Source organism: Nonomuraea harbinensis (genome assembly GCF_019396385.1).
GTDB lineage: Bacteria > Actinomycetota > Actinomycetes > Streptosporangiales > Streptosporangiaceae > Nonomuraea > Nonomuraea ferruginea.
This window is the reverse complement of the sequence record NZ_JAHKRN010000025.1, coordinates 23,230-39,615: the sequence shown is the minus strand read 5'-3', so window position 1 is coordinate 39,615 and position 16,386 is coordinate 23,230. Positions and strand designations below refer to the sequence as shown.

Below are 16,386 nucleotides of genomic sequence, written 5' to 3'. Positions count from 1 at the left end.
TCAATGGCGATCAGCGTCTTCGACCTCTTCAAGATCGGGATCGGCCCGTCCAGCTCCCACACCGGCGGCCCGATGGCCGCCGCCCACCGGTTCGCGCGCGGCCTGCACCAGGACGGGCTGCTCGGCCGTACGGCGCGTGTCGAGGCCATCCTGTACGGCTCCCTCGGCCTGACCGGCAAGGGTCACGGCAGCGACAAGGCCGTCCTGCTGGGCCTGTCGGGCGAGAAGCCCGAGCTGGTGGACGTCGACACCGTGGACGAGCGGCTGGCCGCGATGCGCGAGTCCGGCACGGTCCGGCTGTTCGGCGAGCGGGAGATCCCGTTCGTGATCGGTGAGGACCTGGTGTTCGAGCGGAAGATCTCGCTGCCGGAGCACCCGAACGGCATGCGCTTCACCGCCTACGACGAGGCGGGCGGGAGCCTGCGCGAGAAGGTGTACTTCTCGGTCGGCGGCGGCTTCGTGGTCGACGAGACCGCCACCGGCGCCGGCCGCATCAAGCCGGACGACACGGTCCTGCCCTACCCGTTCACCACCGGCGAGGAGCTGCTCAAGCACTGCTCGGCCACCGGCCTGTCGATCTCCGGGCTGATGCTGGAGAACGAGAAGGCGTTCGGCCTCGGCGAGGACGAGATCCGCGCCCGCGTGCTCGACCTCTGGCGGGTCATGACGGAGTGCGTGCGGCGGGGCATCGCCAAGGAAGGCGTGCTGCCCGGCGGGCTCAAGGTCAAGCGCCGCGCCCACCAGCTGCACCGCCGCCTGCAGGCCGAGTCCGCCGAGAAGGACCCGCTGCAGGCGATGGACTGGGTGTCGCTGTTCGCCCTGGCCGTCAACGAGGAGAACGCCGCCGGGGGCCGCATCGTCACCGCCCCCACCAACGGCGCGGCCGGCATCATCCCCGCCGTGCTCACGTACTACTCCCGCTTCACCCCGAACGCCGACGACGACGGCGTGATCCGCTTCCTGCTGACGGCGGCGGCGATCGGCGTGCTGTTCAAGGAGAACGCGTCCATCTCCGGCGCCGAGGTCGGCTGTCAGGGCGAGGTCGGCTCGGCCTGCTCGATGGCCTCGGCGGGGCTCACCGAGGTCCTCGGCGGCACCCCCGAGCAGGTGGAGAACGCCGCCGAGATCGGCATCGAGCACAACCTGGGCCTGACCTGCGACCCGATCGGCGGCCTGGTGCAGATCCCGTGCATCGAGCGGAACGCGGTCGCCTCCATCAAGGCCATCACCGCGGCCCGCATCGCGCTGCGCGGCGACGGCCGCCACCACGTGTCGCTCGACAAGGCCATCAAGACCATGCGCGACACCGGCAGGGACATGCTCGACAAGTACAAGGAGACCTCGCGCGGCGGCCTCGCCGTGAACGTCATCGAGTGCTGAGACGCTTCGGACGGCCGGATCCCAGGCAGTGTGAGGTCTAGCGACGGACGTGAATGCGGACCACCGCGCCCAGCTCGTCGTCGCGGACCTCACGCCGGATGCGGCCGACGATCTCCCGGTCCAGCTTGCCCACCACCGCGCCCACGTCCGCCCCCGGCGGGCAGGAGAGCGAGATCCGCAGCCGGGCCGTGCCTTCCAGCTCGCCGAGCACCCGCACCGCCGCCCGCGACAGCCCTTCCACGTCCTTGAGGCCCACGCAGAGCATCGCCGTGCCCGTGCCGGACCGCGTCCCGAACCGGCCCCAGCCGAGGCTCAGCAGCAGCCACCGGAGCGTCACCAGCGCGAGCACCACCAGCACCAGCGCCACCAGCCACGGCACCCACGGCTGCCCGCTCAGAGCGTCGGCGGTGCGCTCCGGCAGCACCCTGGCCCGCGGCGACAGCCCGCGCAGATGGCCCTGGCCGCGCAGCCAGGCGAAGCCGCCGGCGATCAGCAGCACCGCGCCCACCACGGCCAGCCCCAGGCGGTTGCCTCCGTACTGCCGCATCACAGCCCCTTCCTGCGCAGCCGCACCACGACCTCACCCGTGCCGAGCGTGCCCAGCCCCGCCAGCCGGTCGCCCACCGCGGTGCCCACCTGCCTGAGCATCGCGCCCGACGACTCGGGGCCGGTCACCACGGTGACCTCGATGCGCCGCCTGCGCAGCCGTACCCTGACCCGGTCCACCCCGTCGGCCTGCCGCGCGACCTCGCGCAGCGTGCGGCGCAGGCCGGAGCGGGTGATGCCGATGACGATCAGCGGGTCCGTGGTCTCCACGGGTACGAGCCTGCACCGGCCCGGCAGCACCGCCAGCAGGAGCAGGCCCACGCCCAGGCCCGCGACCCCCAGCGCGGGCGCCGACAGATCCTTCCACGACGACGCGGACGCCAGCGCGGCGGCCTCGTCGATCGGCACCAGGCCCAGGGGCCGGGCCCACAGGCCCGCGACGATCTCCGCGGCGAGGAGCCCGAGCCCGGCGGTCAGCAGCGCCGCCACGGCCACACCGGCGGGCGTTCTGGCCGGCCGGAGCACCCGGCGGGATCTGCGGACCGGGGAGTCGCGCACCGTGGCGGAGGTACCGGGCAGAAGCTGCTGGAGCGTGGTCATCACAACCATCAGAGGTACACGGGCGAGGCTCCCGCTCGACCGTGTCCCCGCCGCCCGTTTGCAGGATCATTACGGGCCACGCGATCAATGCGAATCAGCCTCATGTTCAATTGCCGGTTATGCCGTTACGCTGCCGGTATGGACGACCGCCAGCGCTACGACCGTGCCACCGCCGCGCTCGAGCCGCCGTTCGCCATCCTCGACCTGGCCGCGATGCGCGCCAACGCCGCGAGCATGGTGCGCCGGGCCGCGGGCAAGCCGATCAGGGTGGCCACCAAATCACTCCGATCCCGGCCGGTGCTGGAGCGGGTGCTGGCCCTCGACGGCTTCCGCGGCCTGATGGCGTTCACCCTCCCCGAGGCGCTCTGGCTCGCGTCGCGAGGCCGCACCGACATCCTCGTCGCCTACCCCACCGCCGACCGGCAGGCCCTCGCCGCCCTGGCCGCGGACGCCGACGCCGCCCGGCACATCACGATCACCGTCGACTCGGCCGACCACCTCGCCTACCTGGACCAGGCGCTCTCCGGAGTCCACCCCCGGCACGAGATCCGGCTCTGCCTCGACATCGACGCCGGCTTCGTCGCCCTCGGCGGCCGGTTCAGGGCCGGCGCGCTGCGCTCCCCCGTCCGCGACGCCGACCAGGCCGCCCGCCTGGCCGCCGACATCGCCAAACGCCCCGGCTACCGGCTGGCCGGACTGCTCGCGTACGAGGCCCAGATCGCCGGCGTCGGCGACGCCCCCCAGAGCGCCGCCTACGGCCGCGTCGTGCGGCTCATGCAGACCCTCTCGGCCAGAGAGCTCGTGCTGCGCCGCGGCCGCATCGTCAACGCGGTCCGCCAGGTCGCCGACCTCGAGTTCGTCAACGGCGGCGGCACCGGCTCCATCGAACGCACCGTACGCGAGAAGGCCGTCACCGAGGTCGCCGCCGGATCCGGGCTCTTCCACCCGAGGTTGTTCGACTTCTACCGCGGCTTCACCGGCCACCCCGCCGCGATGTTCGCGCTCCCCGTCGTGCGCCGTCCCTCACCTGACACCGTGACCGTGCTCGGCGGCGGCTACATCGCCTCCGGCCCCCCGGGGACCGGCCGCGCGCCCCAGCCGTACCTGCCCGCCGGCCTGCGCTACAGCCGCGACGAGGGCGCGGGCGAGGTGCAGACCCCCCTCACCGGCCAGGCCGCCGAGGACCTGCGCGTCGGCGACCGCGTCTGGTTCAGGCACGCCAAGGCGGGCGAGCTGTGCGAGCGCTTCGACACCCTCCACCTCGTCGACGGCGACACCGTCGTGGAATCCGTGCCGACCTACCGCGGCGAGGGCAGGACGTTCCTCTGACCGCTTACCGCCGCCGTGTTCCTTTGACCGCTACCGGCGCCTGCGCCGCCGCCACAGCACCACGGCCGCCCCCAGCACCAGCACCGCGCCCACCCCGATCAGCACCGGGGCCAGATCCGGCGGCTCCTCGTCCCACAGCCGCTCAGGGTCCTGCCCCAGCTCCACCGGCCGCGGCGACATGCCCAGCGCGTCACTCACCTGCGCCACCAGGTTGCCCGCCCTGGTCTTCACATCCGCCACCGTGCGCTCGGCGACCCGCTTCGGGCTCACCCGGTCGGCGATGGCATCCACCGTCTGCGCCAACTCCGCGCGCGTCCGCGCGATCCGCCGCTCCAGCTCATCAGGATCGGTGTCAGCCATGACTCTCCTTCCGGCGCGCTCCTGCTCGTGACGATCAGTCTGTCAGGTCATCACCCCGGACGGCACGCCAGCCCGGCCGGTAGGTTCTCCAGGAGAACCACGGGAGGACCTGATGACCGAATCCAAGCTCGCGCCCGGCGACGCCGCGCCCGAGTTCACGCTGCCCACCTCCGACGGCGGCAGCGTCTCTCTCGCCGACCACCGCGGCAAGCGCGTGATCCTCTACTTCTACCCCGCCGCCATGACACCCGGCTGCACCAAACAGGCCTGCGACTTCCGCGACAACCTCGGCCGGCTCACCGACGAGGGCTACGTCGTCCTCGGCGTCTCCAAGGACAAGCCCGCCAAACTCGCCAAGTTCGCCGAACGCGACGCCCTGACCTTCCCGCTCCTGTCGGACCCCGAGCTGGAGATCCACAAGGCGTACGGCGCGTTCGGGCTCAAGAAGCTGTACGGCAAGGAGATCGAGGGCGTCATCCGCTCCACCTTCGTCATCGACCCCGACGGAAAGATCGAACAGGCGCTGTACAACGTGCGAGCCACCGGCCACGTCGCAAGCCTCAAGAAGAAACTCGGCCTTTCCTGACCAAAAGGACTTCGCTCGTCCGCAAACACTGAAACTGTCGGTCAGCTTTTCTAGCTTTACGACATGGCCGCTTATCAGAAGTACACGCGAGAGATGCTCGCCGAGGCGGCGGCGACTTCTCTCAGCGTTGCCGACGTGCTCCGCCGCCTCGGCATCAGATGGACCGGCGGCAGTCATGCACACATCAGCCGCCGCTTGAAGCACTTCGCCATCGACACCTCCCATTTCGTGGGGAGGGCGCACGGCAAGGGCAGGAGATCTCCCACTCTGCGCCCCTATCAGGAGATCCTCGTCCTCCGCCCGCCGGCGTCCATCCGCGAGAAGGCGCCCGCGCTGCGCCGGGCGTTGCGGGAAGCCGGGCTGCCCTACGCCTGCGCAGGCTGTAGGATTGACGGCACGTGGCAGGGAAAGCCGCTCACTCTCCATGTCGACCACATCAACGGTGATTGGCTCGACAATCGACAGGAGAATTTGCGATTCCTCTGTCCGAATTGCCATTCTCAGACCGCCAACTTCGCGGGCAGGGGAAAGGCGAAGGGGCCGTAGCCCAATGGCAGAGGCACAGTCTTTAGGTGGCTGGCAGTGTGGGTTCGAATCCCATCGGCCCTACATTTTCCTTCATTCTCGCCGGCAGATCGTGCTCCCTGCGTGGCGATTCTGCTGTAGATCACGAGACCGTGTTGGCCGGTCGTTCACCGCGGGCGTACTGGGCTATCTGAGCGGCGGCCACCTGCCAGGCGCGGGCGTCCGCCTGGGGGACGTCGCCTGCCACGTGCGGGGTGATGAGGACCCCGGGGGTGTGCCAGAGGGGGTGGTCCGGGGGCAGGGGTTCGGGGTCGGTGACGTCGAGGATGGCGCGCAGGCGGCCGGTGCGGGTCTCGGCGAGCAGGGCCTGGGTGTCGACGACGGGGCCGCGGGCCGCGTTGAGGAGGATGGCGCCGTCCTTCATGGCCGCGAGGAAGTCCTTGTCGGCGAGGTGGTGGGTGTCGGGGGTGAGGGGCAGCATGAGGGCGACCACGTCCTGGGCGGGCAGGAGGGCCGGCAGGTCGGCCATGGTGACGACGCCGGGGCGGGGGTGGCGGGCCATCATCGTGATGTGCGGGCCGAACGGCTCCAGGCGGGCGCGGAGCTGGGCGCCGAGGTCGCCGGCGCCGAGGATGAGCACCCGCTTGTCCCAGAGCGTCTCGGCGACGTGCGGGTTCCAGCGGGCGGCGGCCTGGTCGGCGGCGAAGGCGGGCAGGTCGCGGGCGACGGCCAGCAGGGTGGCGGCGGCCCATTCGGCGACGGCGGGGCCGTGGGCGCCGCGCGCGTTCGACAGGGTGACGTGGGCGGGCAGGCGGCCGGTCCAGTTGTCGGTGCCGGCGCTGAGCGTCTGCACGAGCCGGAGCGCGGGCAGCCGGTCGATGAGGGCGAGCACGCGGTCCACCGGGCGGGAGGGGATGACCATGACCTCGGCCGCCTCGGCGCCTTCCGGCGGTTCGTCGCGCACGTCGTACAGGAGCGCGGTGACGCCGTCGACGGCGGCGAGCGCGTCAAGGCCGCGCGGCTCGGGCACGAGGGCGATGAGGGGCTGGGTGGACGCTTCGGACTGGGCGGGCGTGATGGGCTCTTGTGTCGGCATGGTGTTCCCGGGGTTCGGCTGCCACGGGTTCATTCCCCGTATCGGATCGGAGAACCTGGGGATCTAGCCGACCCGCGTCGGGAGGGGCGCCGGTTCGAGGTCGCAGATGACGCGGCCCTCGATGCGGAGGCAGACCGGCGGGCGCTCGCCGGGCCGCTGCCAGGAGTCCGCCGGGCCGGGGCGGGCCCAGAGGGCGCCGGTCAGGGCGACGGCGCCGCCGCCGATGAGGCCGCCCACGACGAGGCCGGCGAGCCCGGCGCCGACGACCTGGGTCTGCTTACGGCGCAGGAAGTCGCGGAGGGTGGGCTTGGCGGGCGGTGCGGGCAGGGGGCCCCAGCCGGGGCCGGAGTACGGGCCAGGCCCGAGGTCACCGTAGGGCGTGGGGCGGGTGTCCCGGCGGTTCGGGTCGCGCGGTGGTTCCTCTTCACCGCGCGACCCGGCGTCACGATCATGATCCGCCATCACGATCTCCCTTTACTCGCCCCGGAGGGCGCTCCCGGGAACTAGATTGCCGCAGCGCCCGTAAGCGTGGCGTAAGACCTGGGTTGTACGCGTACTTCCCCCTCAAGGCTGAGCCGAGTGGCCGGCGGCATCCGTATCGTGAGGATGTGTTCGGCAAGGTGAGGGCGTGGTCGGCGCGCCGCGGGAGGCTGATGGACGCCCTCCGGGTGGCGCCCGTCGCGGTGCTGTGCCTGCTGCCGGCGGTCCCGCAGGTGTTCTACGAGCCCGGCGGGGTGACCGGCTACGTCTTCTTGACGCTGGTGCTGCTGGCGCCGCTGTTCGTGTGGTGGCGGCGGCCGGTGGCGGCGTTCGCGGGTGTCGCGCTGGTGAGCTTCGGCCAGTGGGCGGCGAGCGTGGACGTGCTGCCGGCCAACTTCGTGGTGCTGGTGGCGCTCTGGGCGGTGGCCGCGCGGAGCTCGTTCCGGTGGGCGCTGGCGGCGCTGCTGGTGGCCGAGCTGGGGGTGTTCCTGGCGCTGGTGCGGTGGGACACGCCCACGCTGGGCATGTTCACGACCGGTTCGATCCTCGTGGTGACGGTCTGGCTGGCCGGGCTGTACGCGAGCACGCGCAGGCGTTACCTGGAGAGCCTGGAGGAGCGGGCCAGGCGGGCGGAGCTGGAGCGCGACCAGCGGGCCAAGATGGCAGCGGCGGCCGAGCGGGCGCGGATCGCCAGGGAGCTGCACGACGTGGTGGCCCACCATGTGAGCGTCATGGTGGTGCAGGCCGACGGCGCGGGTTACGCGATCGCCTCCGACCCGGATCAGGCCCGGCTGGCGGTGCGGACGATCTCCCGTACCGGACGGGAGGCCCTTGCGGAGATGCGCAGGCTGGTGGGCGTGCTCAGGGAGGACGAGGGCGCGGGCGGCGGCACCGACTACACGCCGCAGCCGGGTCTGGCGCAGTTGGAGGACCTGGTGCGCGGGGCGGGCGTGCCGGCCACGCTGCGGGTCACGGGCACGCCGGGCGAGCTGCCGGAGGGGGTGCAGCTCGCTGTCTACCGCATCGTCCAGGAGGCGCTGACGAACGCGCTCAAGCACGGCGGCCCGGACGCGCGCGCCGTGGTGGAGCTGGATTGCCGCGGCTGCGAGCTGGTGGTGCGGGTGACCGATGACGGCAGGGGGGCGGCGGCGCCGCTCGCCTCCGGCGGCCACGGGCTGGTGGGGATGCGGGAGCGGGTCGGCATGTACGGCGGGGAGGTCACTGCGGGGCCGCGGCCGGGTGGCGGTTTCGAGGTGCTGGCCAGGCTGCCGGTGCCGCGGGTCAGGGCGGCTTAGGGAGGTCGGGGTGGACCAGGTGATCCGGGTGATGCTGGTGGACGACCAGGAGCTGCTGCGGGCCGGGTTCCGCATGGTGCTGGGCGCGCAGCCCGACATCGAGGTGGTCGCCGAGGCCGGCGACGGGCTGCGGGCGGTGGAGCTGCTGCGGTCCGTCGAGGTGGACGTGGTGCTCATGGACGTGCGCATGCCGCGGATGGACGGGGTGGAGGCGATCGGCCACATCAGAGGGCCGAAGGTGCTCATCCTGACGACGTTCGACCTGGACGAGTACGCGTTCGCGGCCATCAGGGCGGGGGCCTCGGGCTTCCTGCTGAAGGACGTGCCGCCGGCGGAGCTGGTGAGCGCGATCCGTTCGGTGCACGCGGGTGACGCGGTGGTGTCGCCGCGCACGCTGCGGCGGATGCTCGACCGGTTCGCCGTCCACCTGCCGTCGGAGGCGCCGGCCGCGGCGGCGGAGCTGACGCCGCGCGAGCGTGAGGTGCTGCTGATGGTGGCGCGGGGGCGCGCCAACCTGGAGATCGCCGCCGAGCTGGAGGTGGCGGAGGCCACGGTGAAGACGCATCTGGGGCGGGTGCTGGCCAAGCTGGGGTTGCGGGATCGGGCGCAGGTCGTGGTGTACGCGTACGAGGCGGGCCTGATCGTGCCGTCGCATCGGCCGAACGGCTGAGTGGGGTCGTCTGGCGTCGCAGGAGAAGTCCCTCCTCAGGGCCCATGGATCACGAAATTTCCGGCCATAGCGTGAGTCGCGTTCTTCAGATCCCGACGAGGAGTGGACGCGACTTTCACGAAGACCCGGCACCCCGCCGTGGTGGCCGAGGCGCTGACCAAGGTGTACGGCGAGGGCGACGCCCGGGTGCACGCGCTGCGCGAGGTGGACGTGTCCTTCGGCACCGGCGCCTTCACGGCCATCATGGGCCCGTCGGGCTCGGGCAAGTCCACGCTGATGCACTGCCTGGCGGGCCTCGACACGGCCACCTCCGGGACCGTGCGCGTCGGCGAGGTGGAGCTGACCGGGCTCAGTGACAAGCGGCTCACGCTGCTGCGCAGGGAGCGGATCGGCTTCGTCTTCCAGGCGTTCAACCTGCTGCCCACGCTGAGCGCCGAGGAGAACATCCTGCTGCCGCTGCGGATCGCCGACCGCCGGCCCGACCAGGTGCTGTACGACCGGGTGATCGACACCGTGGGGCTGCGCGACCGGCTGGGGCACCGGCCGGCAGAGCTGTCCGGCGGCCAGCAGCAGCGGGTCGCGGTGGCCAGGGCGCTGATCAGCAAGCCGCAGGTGATCTTCGCGGACGAGCCGACGGGCAACCTGGACTCGCGCAGCGGCGCGGAGGTGCTGTCGTTCCTGCGCACGTCGGTGCGCGAGCTGGGGCAGACGATCGTCATGGTGACGCACGACCCGATGGCGGCCTCGTACGCCGACCGGGTGGTGTTCCTGCGTGACGGCCGGCTGGTGGACGAGCTGCCCGCGCCCACGCCGCAGACGGTGCTGGACACGCTGATGAAGCTGGAGGCGTGAGGTGCTGAGGACGGCTCTCGCCGGGCTGCGCGCGCACCGGCTCCGGCTGCTGCTCACCTCCCTGGCGATCATGCTGGGGGTGGCGTTCATCGCCGGTACTTTCGTGCTGAACGACACCATCCAGGCCGGGTTCGCCGAGCGGGTCACGGCCGACGCCGAGAAGGTCGCGGTCGCCGTACTGCCGGAAGGCCCCGGCGAGCGGATCGGGCCGGAGGTGCTGGAGCGGGTGCGCGCCGTGCCGGGCGTGCGCGAGGCCGTGGGGCTGGTACGGGGCAGCGCGCCGCTGCTGGGCCAGGACGGCAAGGCGGTCGGCGGCATGCCGACCACGGCCGTGTCGATCGTCCCTGGGGCGCTGGACCGCACGACGATCGTCAGCGGCACCGGCCCCGGCTCCGACGACCACGCGGCGGTGCTCGACGAGAACACGGCCGAGGCGGCGGGCTTCCAGGTCGGCGACACGATCAGGGTGCTCGACAGCCGGGGGCGCGAGCACGTGTTCCGGCTCGTCGGCCTCCTGGACCCGGGCCTCGACCAGGAGCTCGCCTACACGGGCGCGGTCGGCTTCACCACGGCCACGGCGCAGCGGATGACCGGCGCCGAGGACTTCGCCGAGATCGACGTCGCCGGAGACGACCCGGCCGCGCTCAAGCCGGCCGTGGCGGCGGCCGCGGGCGCCGGGCACGAGGTGCTGACCGGCGAGGAACTGGCCGCCGACCTGGCCAGGCAGGCCGGGCTGGAGATGCGCACGCTGACGGTCGGGCTGCTCATGTTCGGCCTGGTGGCGATGTTGGTGGCCGCGCTCGTCATCTACAACACGTTCGGCATCCTGGTGGCGCAGCGCACCCGCGAGATGGCGCTGCTGCGTTGCATCGGGGCCACCCGGGGGCAGGTGTTCGGCTCGGTCCTGATCGAGTCGGCGGTGGTCGCCGTGGTGGCGTCGGTGACCGGGCTCGCGGCCGGGTACGGGCTGGGCGCGCTCACGCTCGCGGTCCTGGGCGCCCTCGACGCGCCGCTGCCGACCGAGGCGGCGCTCGCGCTGTCGCCGGAGACGATCGCCGTCGGCCTGGGCGTGGGCCTGGCCGTCACCGTCGGCGCCGCGGTGCTGCCCGCGCGGACCGCCACCCGGGTCGCGCCGGTGGCCGCGCTGCGCACGCAGGTGGAGGAGCGGACGTTCCGCGCGGGCGTGCCGCGGGTGGTCTTCGCCGCCCTGTTCCTGCTGGCGGGGCTCGGCGCGGGAGGCGCGGGGGCGCTGGTGCTGCCGCCGGGCGAGCAGAGCTCGCTGTTCGTGGTGATGGCGGGCGGCGTGCTGACCTTCCTCGGCGTGCTGATCCTGGGGCCGGTGCTGGTCAGGCCGCTGAGCGCGGTGCTCGGCTGGGTCCCGGCCAAGCTGTTCGGGGTGCCGGGGCGGCTGGCCGTGGACAACTCGGGCCGCAACCCCAAGCGGGCCGCGACCACGACCGTGGCGCTGACGATCGGGGTGACGCTGATGACGCTGATCTCGGTGGTCACCGCGTCCACCCGGGCGACGGTCACGGACAAGCTGGACGAGCAGTTCCCCGTGGACTACGCGCTCATGACCCAGGGCCGCGAGGGCGGCATCCCCCGGTCGGTCGGCGAGGAGCTGAAGGACCGGCCGGAGTTCGCCGCCGTGCTGCGGGTCCGCGACACCGCCGCGACGGTGCGCGGCGTCAGGGTGCGGGTCGGCACGTACGAGGGTCCGATCAGCCCCAAGCTGGTCTCCGGCGCGCTGCCCGAACTGGCCGCCGGACAGGTGGCGGTGGCCGCACACGCCGCGCGGGACCTGCGCGTGGGGGTCGGCGACACGGTACGGGTCGGCCCGGGCTCCGGGGCGGTGCCGCTGGAGGTGGTGGCGGTCGTGGACGACGAGGCGCCGCTGCCGACGCTCGCCCTGGCACCGGGGCAGTTCGCGGAGCTGTTCGGCGACGTCCAGGACAGCCGGGTGCTGATCGATATCGCGGACGACGTGGCCCCCGAGCGGGCGCGGGCCGTGGTGGAGGCGGCCACGGCCGCCCACCCGACGGTCCAGGTGCAGAGCTCGACCGAGGTGCGCGAGGAGTTCGACCAGACGCTGGACATGCTGCTGATGATCGTCACCGGGCTGCTCGGGCTGTCGATCCTCATCTCGCTGCTCGGCATCGCCAACACGCTCTCCCTGTCGGTGCACGAACGGGCCAGGGAGTCGGCGCTGCTGCGGGCGCTCGGGCTGACCAGGGCGCAGCTGCGGCGGATGCTGTCGGTGGAGGCGCTGGTGTTCGGGCTCATCGGCGCGGTGGTCGGGGTGGCGCTCGGCCTGGTGTTCGGGTGGGCGGCCATGCGGGCGATGCTGGAAGGGGCGGTCTTCACCGCGTCGCCGTGGCAGATCGGGCTGTTCGTGCTGCTGTCGGGGGTGGCGGGCATGGTGGCCGCGGTGCTGCCGGGCCGGCGTGCGGCCAGGGCGTCGATCGTGGGATCGCTGGCAGGCTGACCCTTCTAGCCACAAACCCGGATAAACCAGTTATAGGCGGTCAAATCCGGATATGTGTAGCTCGGTTGCGCTTCGCTGCCGCGTGCCCGAGGGAGGCCGGGCGTCCATGGGGGCGACGCCCGGCCTTGCCCTAGTTTCCAGCGTTTCTATGGCGGAGGGGCGCTTTCTCCGTACTTCGTATGGCAGCGCTCAGCGAGGGTGGCGGCCGGGCCAGAGGTCGGCGACCGACTCCGGGTCCAGCAGAGGGCGGGCCACCACCTCGCCCGAGGACCTGTCGATGACGACGCACCCGCCGCCGATCGTGTCCGGCAACCGGGCCGGGTCGTCGGGCTCCGGCTCGCGCGCCCACGCGACGTACCCGTCACCGAACCCGTAGATCCCCACGGGCAGCGCCTCCTCCTGCGGGCGCACCCCGTTGAAGTACTCCTCCGCCAGCGCCCTGGCCTGGTCGAGGTTCATCGCGGCTGCCCCTGCCTGTCGAGGATGACGCAGAACACCCCGGTCACGGTGGTGTAGAGGGGTTCGACGGCCATATGACCACGCTGGGCGTCGATCCAGATGACCTCGTCCAGGTAGTTGACCGCGTTCCAGGCGTGCGAACCGCCGGCGGGCCAGCGGACCACGATGATCGCCGACGCGCCGTGACCCGCCTCCCGCAGGCGGCGGGCCAGCATCGGGTACGCGTGCCGCCCCTGCCCGGCGTACTGGAAGCGCTGCCCCGCCCAGCGTTCCATCCGCGCCGTGCTGCCCGCCTCTCCGGTGACCAGCGGACGCCCGATGGCATCGTACTCGGGCGTCCTCGGCGCCGCGGCGGCCGGTTCGCCGTGCCAGGTGGACAGCACGGCCAGTGCGCAGTCGGCGGCGTTCGAGGCCCGGAACGGGTCGTCGGCCGATCCGCCGCCGTTGATGAGCCGCACCCAGGTGCCGCGCGGGTCCGGGAACCTGGCGCCCGGCTCCACCGCCATCGCCAGGTCCTGCTCCACCTGCGGGTCCGGCCGCGCCAGCCCGCCCGGCGCCCCGTACGACCTGCTCCCGGCCAGCTTGGGCGGCCGATGCGGCCAGTCGAACCAGTCATACTCGGCGACCCCCCGCCTGACCCCCGCATCCACCCCATCAGCCCCGGGACCGCCGGGCGCCAACCCTTGATCGAAGACCCCACCGACCGGCAACCCCTGATCGAAGAGACCGCCAGCCGCCGACATCTGATCGAAGGGGCCCTCAGTCTCCCACCTCTGATCGAACGGCTTGGCAGTCTCCGACCCCTGACCGAACGGTTTCCTAGTCACCGACCCGCGACCGGACGGCCCGGCAGTCGCCGCCCCCTGACCAACCGGCCCGGTGCCCGCCAACCCGTGATCAGGAGGACCGGCGGTCGCCGCCCCCTGATCAAGAGGACCAGCGGTGGCGGGCTGATGATCGTACGGGCGGGCGGTGGCGGGCCAGGACGTCGGCCCACCTGCCCGTACGGGACCGCCGCTCTCTCCTGCGGACGGTGCCGGCGCACCGCCGTCGGCCCTCATCCGCGCCTGGAGGAAGCTCACTGGAGGGACAGCAGGCGCGACGCCCTGACCATTCGCATCGCGTTCAGGCCGCTCGAACGGCCGCGAGTCGCCACCCTCTTCGTCACCTTCACGCCGCTCGAACGACGGCGAGCCGCCACCCTCCGACGCCCCGTCACCTTGGGTACCGGCCCTCCCGTCAGCAGGCGAATCGGCGAGGTTCTCCTGCGGCACAGGCCACCCGGAACCCTCGGCCACCGTCGCCGATCCCCGCTGACCGAAACCTCTGACGGGCGAACCGTCCCGTCCCGCATCGCCCCACCGAAACGACCTTCCAGCAGGGAGACCGTCATTCCCACGCCCCGCCGTGCCCTCAATATGCGGCGCGGCACTCGCGCCACCTCGCTGACCAGCACCTCCGATGGGCGAACCATCAGAATCCGCACCACCACCACCCCACGTCGGATCCCCCGCAGAGGGACCGCCAGCACTATCGCTGTCCCGCTGACCAGGACTGCTGGTGGGCGAACTATCAGCATCCTCGCCACGCCACGTCACGGGCGGAGCATCGCCGTCGGTGTCCCGCCGCCACACCGGGGCGTCAGAGTTCCGGTCGTCACGGTCCCGCCGGCGTACCGAAGCATCAGGATTCCGGTTATTGCGCCAGGAGTTCGGTCGGGACGGGCTCTCGGCGTGCTCTCCCGGGCGCGGGCTCGCGGCAGGCCGGGGCGTCGCGTCCGCGGGCGGCGGGCTGGAGTTCCAGGGGCCTTCGCGGCTGCCCTGGACGGGTTCGCCGCCACCCGTGGGATCGGTCGGGGATGGGTCGGTCGGTTCGGAGTCGGGCGGTCCGGGGGCAGTGGCGTTCTCGTAGTCGAGCCACCGCACCCCGTCTGCGACCACGGGGTTGTACTGCCCCTCGGGTAGGACCCACCGGACGCCGGACTTGCGGTCGCGGGCCACGTCCTGCCTCCTGTCACTGCTCGACGACCGATCGTAGGGGCGGACAGCGTGACGCAGGGGCGAAAGTCAGGAAGATTCTCGGCCAGGACTGGGCGCCCTACCAGCACAAACGCCCCTATCAACGGACGAGTCAGGTGACGTGGACGTCGATCGTGTGCCAGCCGGTGGCGCCGTCGGGCATCACCGGGGCGCGCTGCTCGGTCTGGGTGTATCCGGCCGCGTCCGTCGCCCGTACTTCGAGCGTGTGATCCCCCGGCGTGGCGTCCCAGTCGAGCGCCCACTGCCGCCAGGTGTCCGGGCCGGGCACCTGGGCGAGCCGGGCCTCCCGCCACGCGCCCCGGTCGACCCGTACCTCCACCGCGTCGACGCCCTTGTGCTGCGCCCAGGCGACGCCCGCGATCGTGGTGCGGCCCGCCGGCACCGTGGCCCCCGCCGCCGGGACGTCGATCCGGGACTCCGTCTTGATGGGCGCCCTGGCCGACCAGCCGCGCGGCGTCCAGTACGCCTCGTCGGTGTCGAACCTGGTCGCCTTGACGTCCACCACCCACTTGGTCGCCGAGACGTACCCGTACAGACCCGGCACCACCTGCCGCACCGGGAAACCGTGGGCCACCGGGAGCGGCTCGCCGTTCATGGCGACGGCGAACAGAGCGTCCCTGCCGTCCATGACGACGTCCACCGGTGTGCCGCAGGTGAAGCCGTCGGAGGAGGTCGACAGCAGCATGTCGGCCTCCGGGCGGAGCCCCGCCTCGCGCAGCACGTCGGCTATCCGCACCCCGAGCCAGCGCGCGTTGCCCACGAGGGGGCCGCCGACCTCGTTGGAGACGCAGGCGAGGGTGATGTCGGCCTCCATGAGCGGGCGCCTGAGCAGCTCCTCGTACGTGATCTCGATCGGACGGTCGACGAGGCCGTGCACGCGCAGGGTCCACGCCCGCGGGTCCACCTGGGGGAGGATGAGCGCGGTGTCCACGCGGTAGAAGTCGGCGTTCGGGGTGACGAACGGCGACAGGCCCCTGATCCTGAGATCGGCTCCGGCCGGAAGGGGCGGGGCCGGCACGGCGGGCGCGGGGATCGCGACGTTGACCCGTGCCGCGTCGACGGCGCGAGCACCACTGAGCGAACGGCCCACGACGGCGGCGGCCCCGGCGGCCACCACTCCCCCGGCGGCCCCGGTCAGCAGCCTGCGCCGGTCGAACGCGTACGGCATGCCCGGAGCCCACATGACCCCGGGCCGCTCGACGTCCCCGGCGGAAACCTCGCGGACGGAAGGGGTGGCGCGGCGGAGGATCCAGGACAGGGCCAGGGCGCCCGCCGCCACCCCCGCCAGCGTCGGCAGCGCGTCGGCGGCCGTCGCGCCGGGCCTGGTCAGCACCGCCACCAGCCCCACCACCCCGAACAGCGCCAGCCCCGCCGTCCCGTACGCGCGGCGGCGCCGGGCCACGACGCCGATGCCGGCCGCGACCAGGGTGAGCACCACGAGCACGCCGCCGATGAGGACGTTCTTGTCGTTCTCGCCGAAGGTCCGGATCGCGAACTCCTTCAGCGGCGCCGGCGACAGGTCGACCACCCAGTCGCCCACGGCCAGGACCGGGAACGACGAGGCCCGTACCAGCCCCGCGCCGAGCTGCGCGACGCCGAGCGCCACGGCGCCCGCCACGATGCCTGCCAGCGCGCCCGCCCAGACGGGCGTGACCTGATTACTCCGCACGACTCCGACGCTACG

16 protein-coding genes and 1 tRNA gene are annotated in these 16,386 nt (G+C 72.6%); 9 read left to right on the top strand and 8 right to left on the bottom strand.

What is annotated here, in order from left to right; translation table 11 throughout:
• Window positions 1-3: 3 nt before the first annotated feature.
• Window positions 4-1,380 (top strand): L-serine ammonia-lyase, encoded by a 1,377-nt coding sequence (locus KME79_RS24765; RefSeq protein WP_148033848.1) that lies wholly within the window; start codon window positions 4-6, stop codon window positions 1,378-1,380.
• 37 nt (window positions 1,381-1,417) lie between these two features.
• Here the strand turns inward: KME79_RS24765 and KME79_RS24760 are convergent, their stop codons facing one another.
• A complete protein-coding gene (locus KME79_RS24760; protein ID WP_219546552.1) occupies window positions 1,418-1,927 on the bottom strand; it encodes a hypothetical protein in 510 nt (169 codons plus the stop codon).
• Window positions 1,927-2,526, bottom strand: a complete 600-nt coding sequence (locus KME79_RS24755; protein ID WP_148033850.1) for a DUF6286 domain-containing protein — start codon at window positions 2,524-2,526, stop codon at window positions 1,927-1,929. The genes KME79_RS24760 and KME79_RS24755 overlap by 1 nt, the downstream gene beginning before the upstream one ends.
• Window positions 2,527-2,664: 138 nt before the next feature.
• Between KME79_RS24755 and KME79_RS24750 the strand changes: the two genes are divergently transcribed.
• Window positions 2,665-3,855: an amino acid deaminase/aldolase gene (locus KME79_RS24750; protein ID WP_219546551.1), complete on the top strand. Its 1,191-nt coding sequence runs from the start codon at window positions 2,665-2,667 to the stop codon at window positions 3,853-3,855.
• 30 nt (window positions 3,856-3,885) lie between these two features.
• Here KME79_RS24750 and KME79_RS24745 read toward each other — a convergent pair whose 3' ends face one another.
• Window positions 3,886-4,215 carry a DUF3618 domain-containing protein gene (locus KME79_RS24745; protein WP_148033852.1) on the bottom strand — a complete coding sequence of 110 codons (330 nt, stop codon included), beginning with the start codon at window positions 4,213-4,215 and terminating at the stop codon, window positions 3,886-3,888.
• 112 nt (window positions 4,216-4,327) lie between these two features.
• On the opposite strand from KME79_RS24745, the gene bcp reads away from it, so the two are divergent.
• The 3 genes from bcp to KME79_RS24730 all read left to right on the top strand — a co-directional run bounded on the left by bcp (window position 4,328) and on the right by KME79_RS24730 (window position 5,410).
• Entirely contained in the window at window positions 4,328-4,801 is a 474-nt protein-coding gene (gene bcp, locus KME79_RS24740; protein ID WP_219546550.1) for a thioredoxin-dependent thiol peroxidase, read from the top strand.
• 63 nt (window positions 4,802-4,864) lie between these two features.
• Complete coding sequence (locus KME79_RS24735) at window positions 4,865-5,347, top strand: HNH endonuclease signature motif containing protein (RefSeq protein WP_219546549.1); 483 nt, start codon at window positions 4,865-4,867, stop codon at window positions 5,345-5,347.
• Window positions 5,338-5,410 (top strand) — tRNA-Leu (locus KME79_RS24730). Before KME79_RS24735 ends, KME79_RS24730 begins: the two co-directional genes overlap by 10 nt.
• A 58-nt stretch (window positions 5,411-5,468) precedes the next feature.
• On the opposite strand, the gene KME79_RS24725 is transcribed toward KME79_RS24730, so the two are convergent.
• Window positions 5,469-6,422: a 2-hydroxyacid dehydrogenase gene (locus tag KME79_RS24725; protein ID WP_246640370.1), complete on the bottom strand. Its 954-nt coding sequence runs from the start codon at window positions 6,420-6,422 to the stop codon at window positions 5,469-5,471.
• A 63-nt stretch (window positions 6,423-6,485) separates the two neighbouring features.
• Complete coding sequence (locus KME79_RS24720) at window positions 6,486-6,884, bottom strand: hypothetical protein (RefSeq protein ID WP_219546548.1); 399 nt, start codon at window positions 6,882-6,884, stop codon at window positions 6,486-6,488.
• Between the two features lie 146 nt (window positions 6,885-7,030).
• On the opposite strand from KME79_RS24720, the gene KME79_RS24715 reads away from it, so the two are divergent.
• From KME79_RS24715 to KME79_RS24700, 4 genes are all read left to right on the top strand, one after another.
• Window positions 7,031-8,197 carry a sensor histidine kinase gene (locus tag KME79_RS24715; RefSeq protein WP_308249036.1) on the top strand — a complete coding sequence of 389 codons (1,167 nt, stop codon included), beginning with the start codon at window positions 7,031-7,033 and terminating at the stop codon, window positions 8,195-8,197.
• A gap of 19 nt (window positions 8,198-8,216) precedes the next feature.
• On the top strand, window positions 8,217-8,867 hold the full coding sequence (locus tag KME79_RS24710; RefSeq protein ID WP_219546591.1) for a response regulator transcription factor: 651 nt from the start codon (window positions 8,217-8,219) through the stop codon (window positions 8,865-8,867).
• A gap of 102 nt (window positions 8,868-8,969) precedes the next feature.
• Window positions 8,970-9,719: an ABC transporter ATP-binding protein gene (locus KME79_RS24705; protein ID WP_219546547.1), complete on the top strand. Its 750-nt coding sequence runs from the start codon at window positions 8,970-8,972 to the stop codon at window positions 9,717-9,719.
• Between the two features lies 1 nt (window position 9,720).
• A complete protein-coding gene (locus KME79_RS24700; RefSeq protein ID WP_219546546.1) occupies window positions 9,721-12,204 on the top strand; it encodes an ABC transporter permease in 2,484 nt (827 codons plus the stop codon).
• A 189-nt stretch (window positions 12,205-12,393) separates the two neighbouring features.
• Here KME79_RS24700 and KME79_RS24695 read toward each other — a convergent pair whose 3' ends face one another.
• From KME79_RS24695 to KME79_RS24685, 3 genes are all read right to left on the bottom strand, one after another.
• Window positions 12,394-12,663, bottom strand: a complete 270-nt coding sequence (locus KME79_RS24695; protein WP_148033860.1) for an SUKH-4 family immunity protein — start codon at window positions 12,661-12,663, stop codon at window positions 12,394-12,396.
• Complete coding sequence (locus tag KME79_RS24690; protein WP_308249035.1) at window positions 12,660-13,313, bottom strand: toxin glutamine deamidase domain-containing protein; 654 nt, start codon at window positions 13,311-13,313, stop codon at window positions 12,660-12,662. The genes KME79_RS24695 and KME79_RS24690 overlap by 4 nt, the downstream gene beginning before the upstream one ends.
• Before the next feature lie 1,480 nt (window positions 13,314-14,793).
• Entirely contained in the window at window positions 14,794-16,371 is a 1,578-nt protein-coding gene (locus tag KME79_RS24685; RefSeq protein WP_219546544.1) for a molybdopterin-dependent oxidoreductase, read from the bottom strand.
• Between the last annotated feature and the right edge of the window lie 15 nt (window positions 16,372-16,386).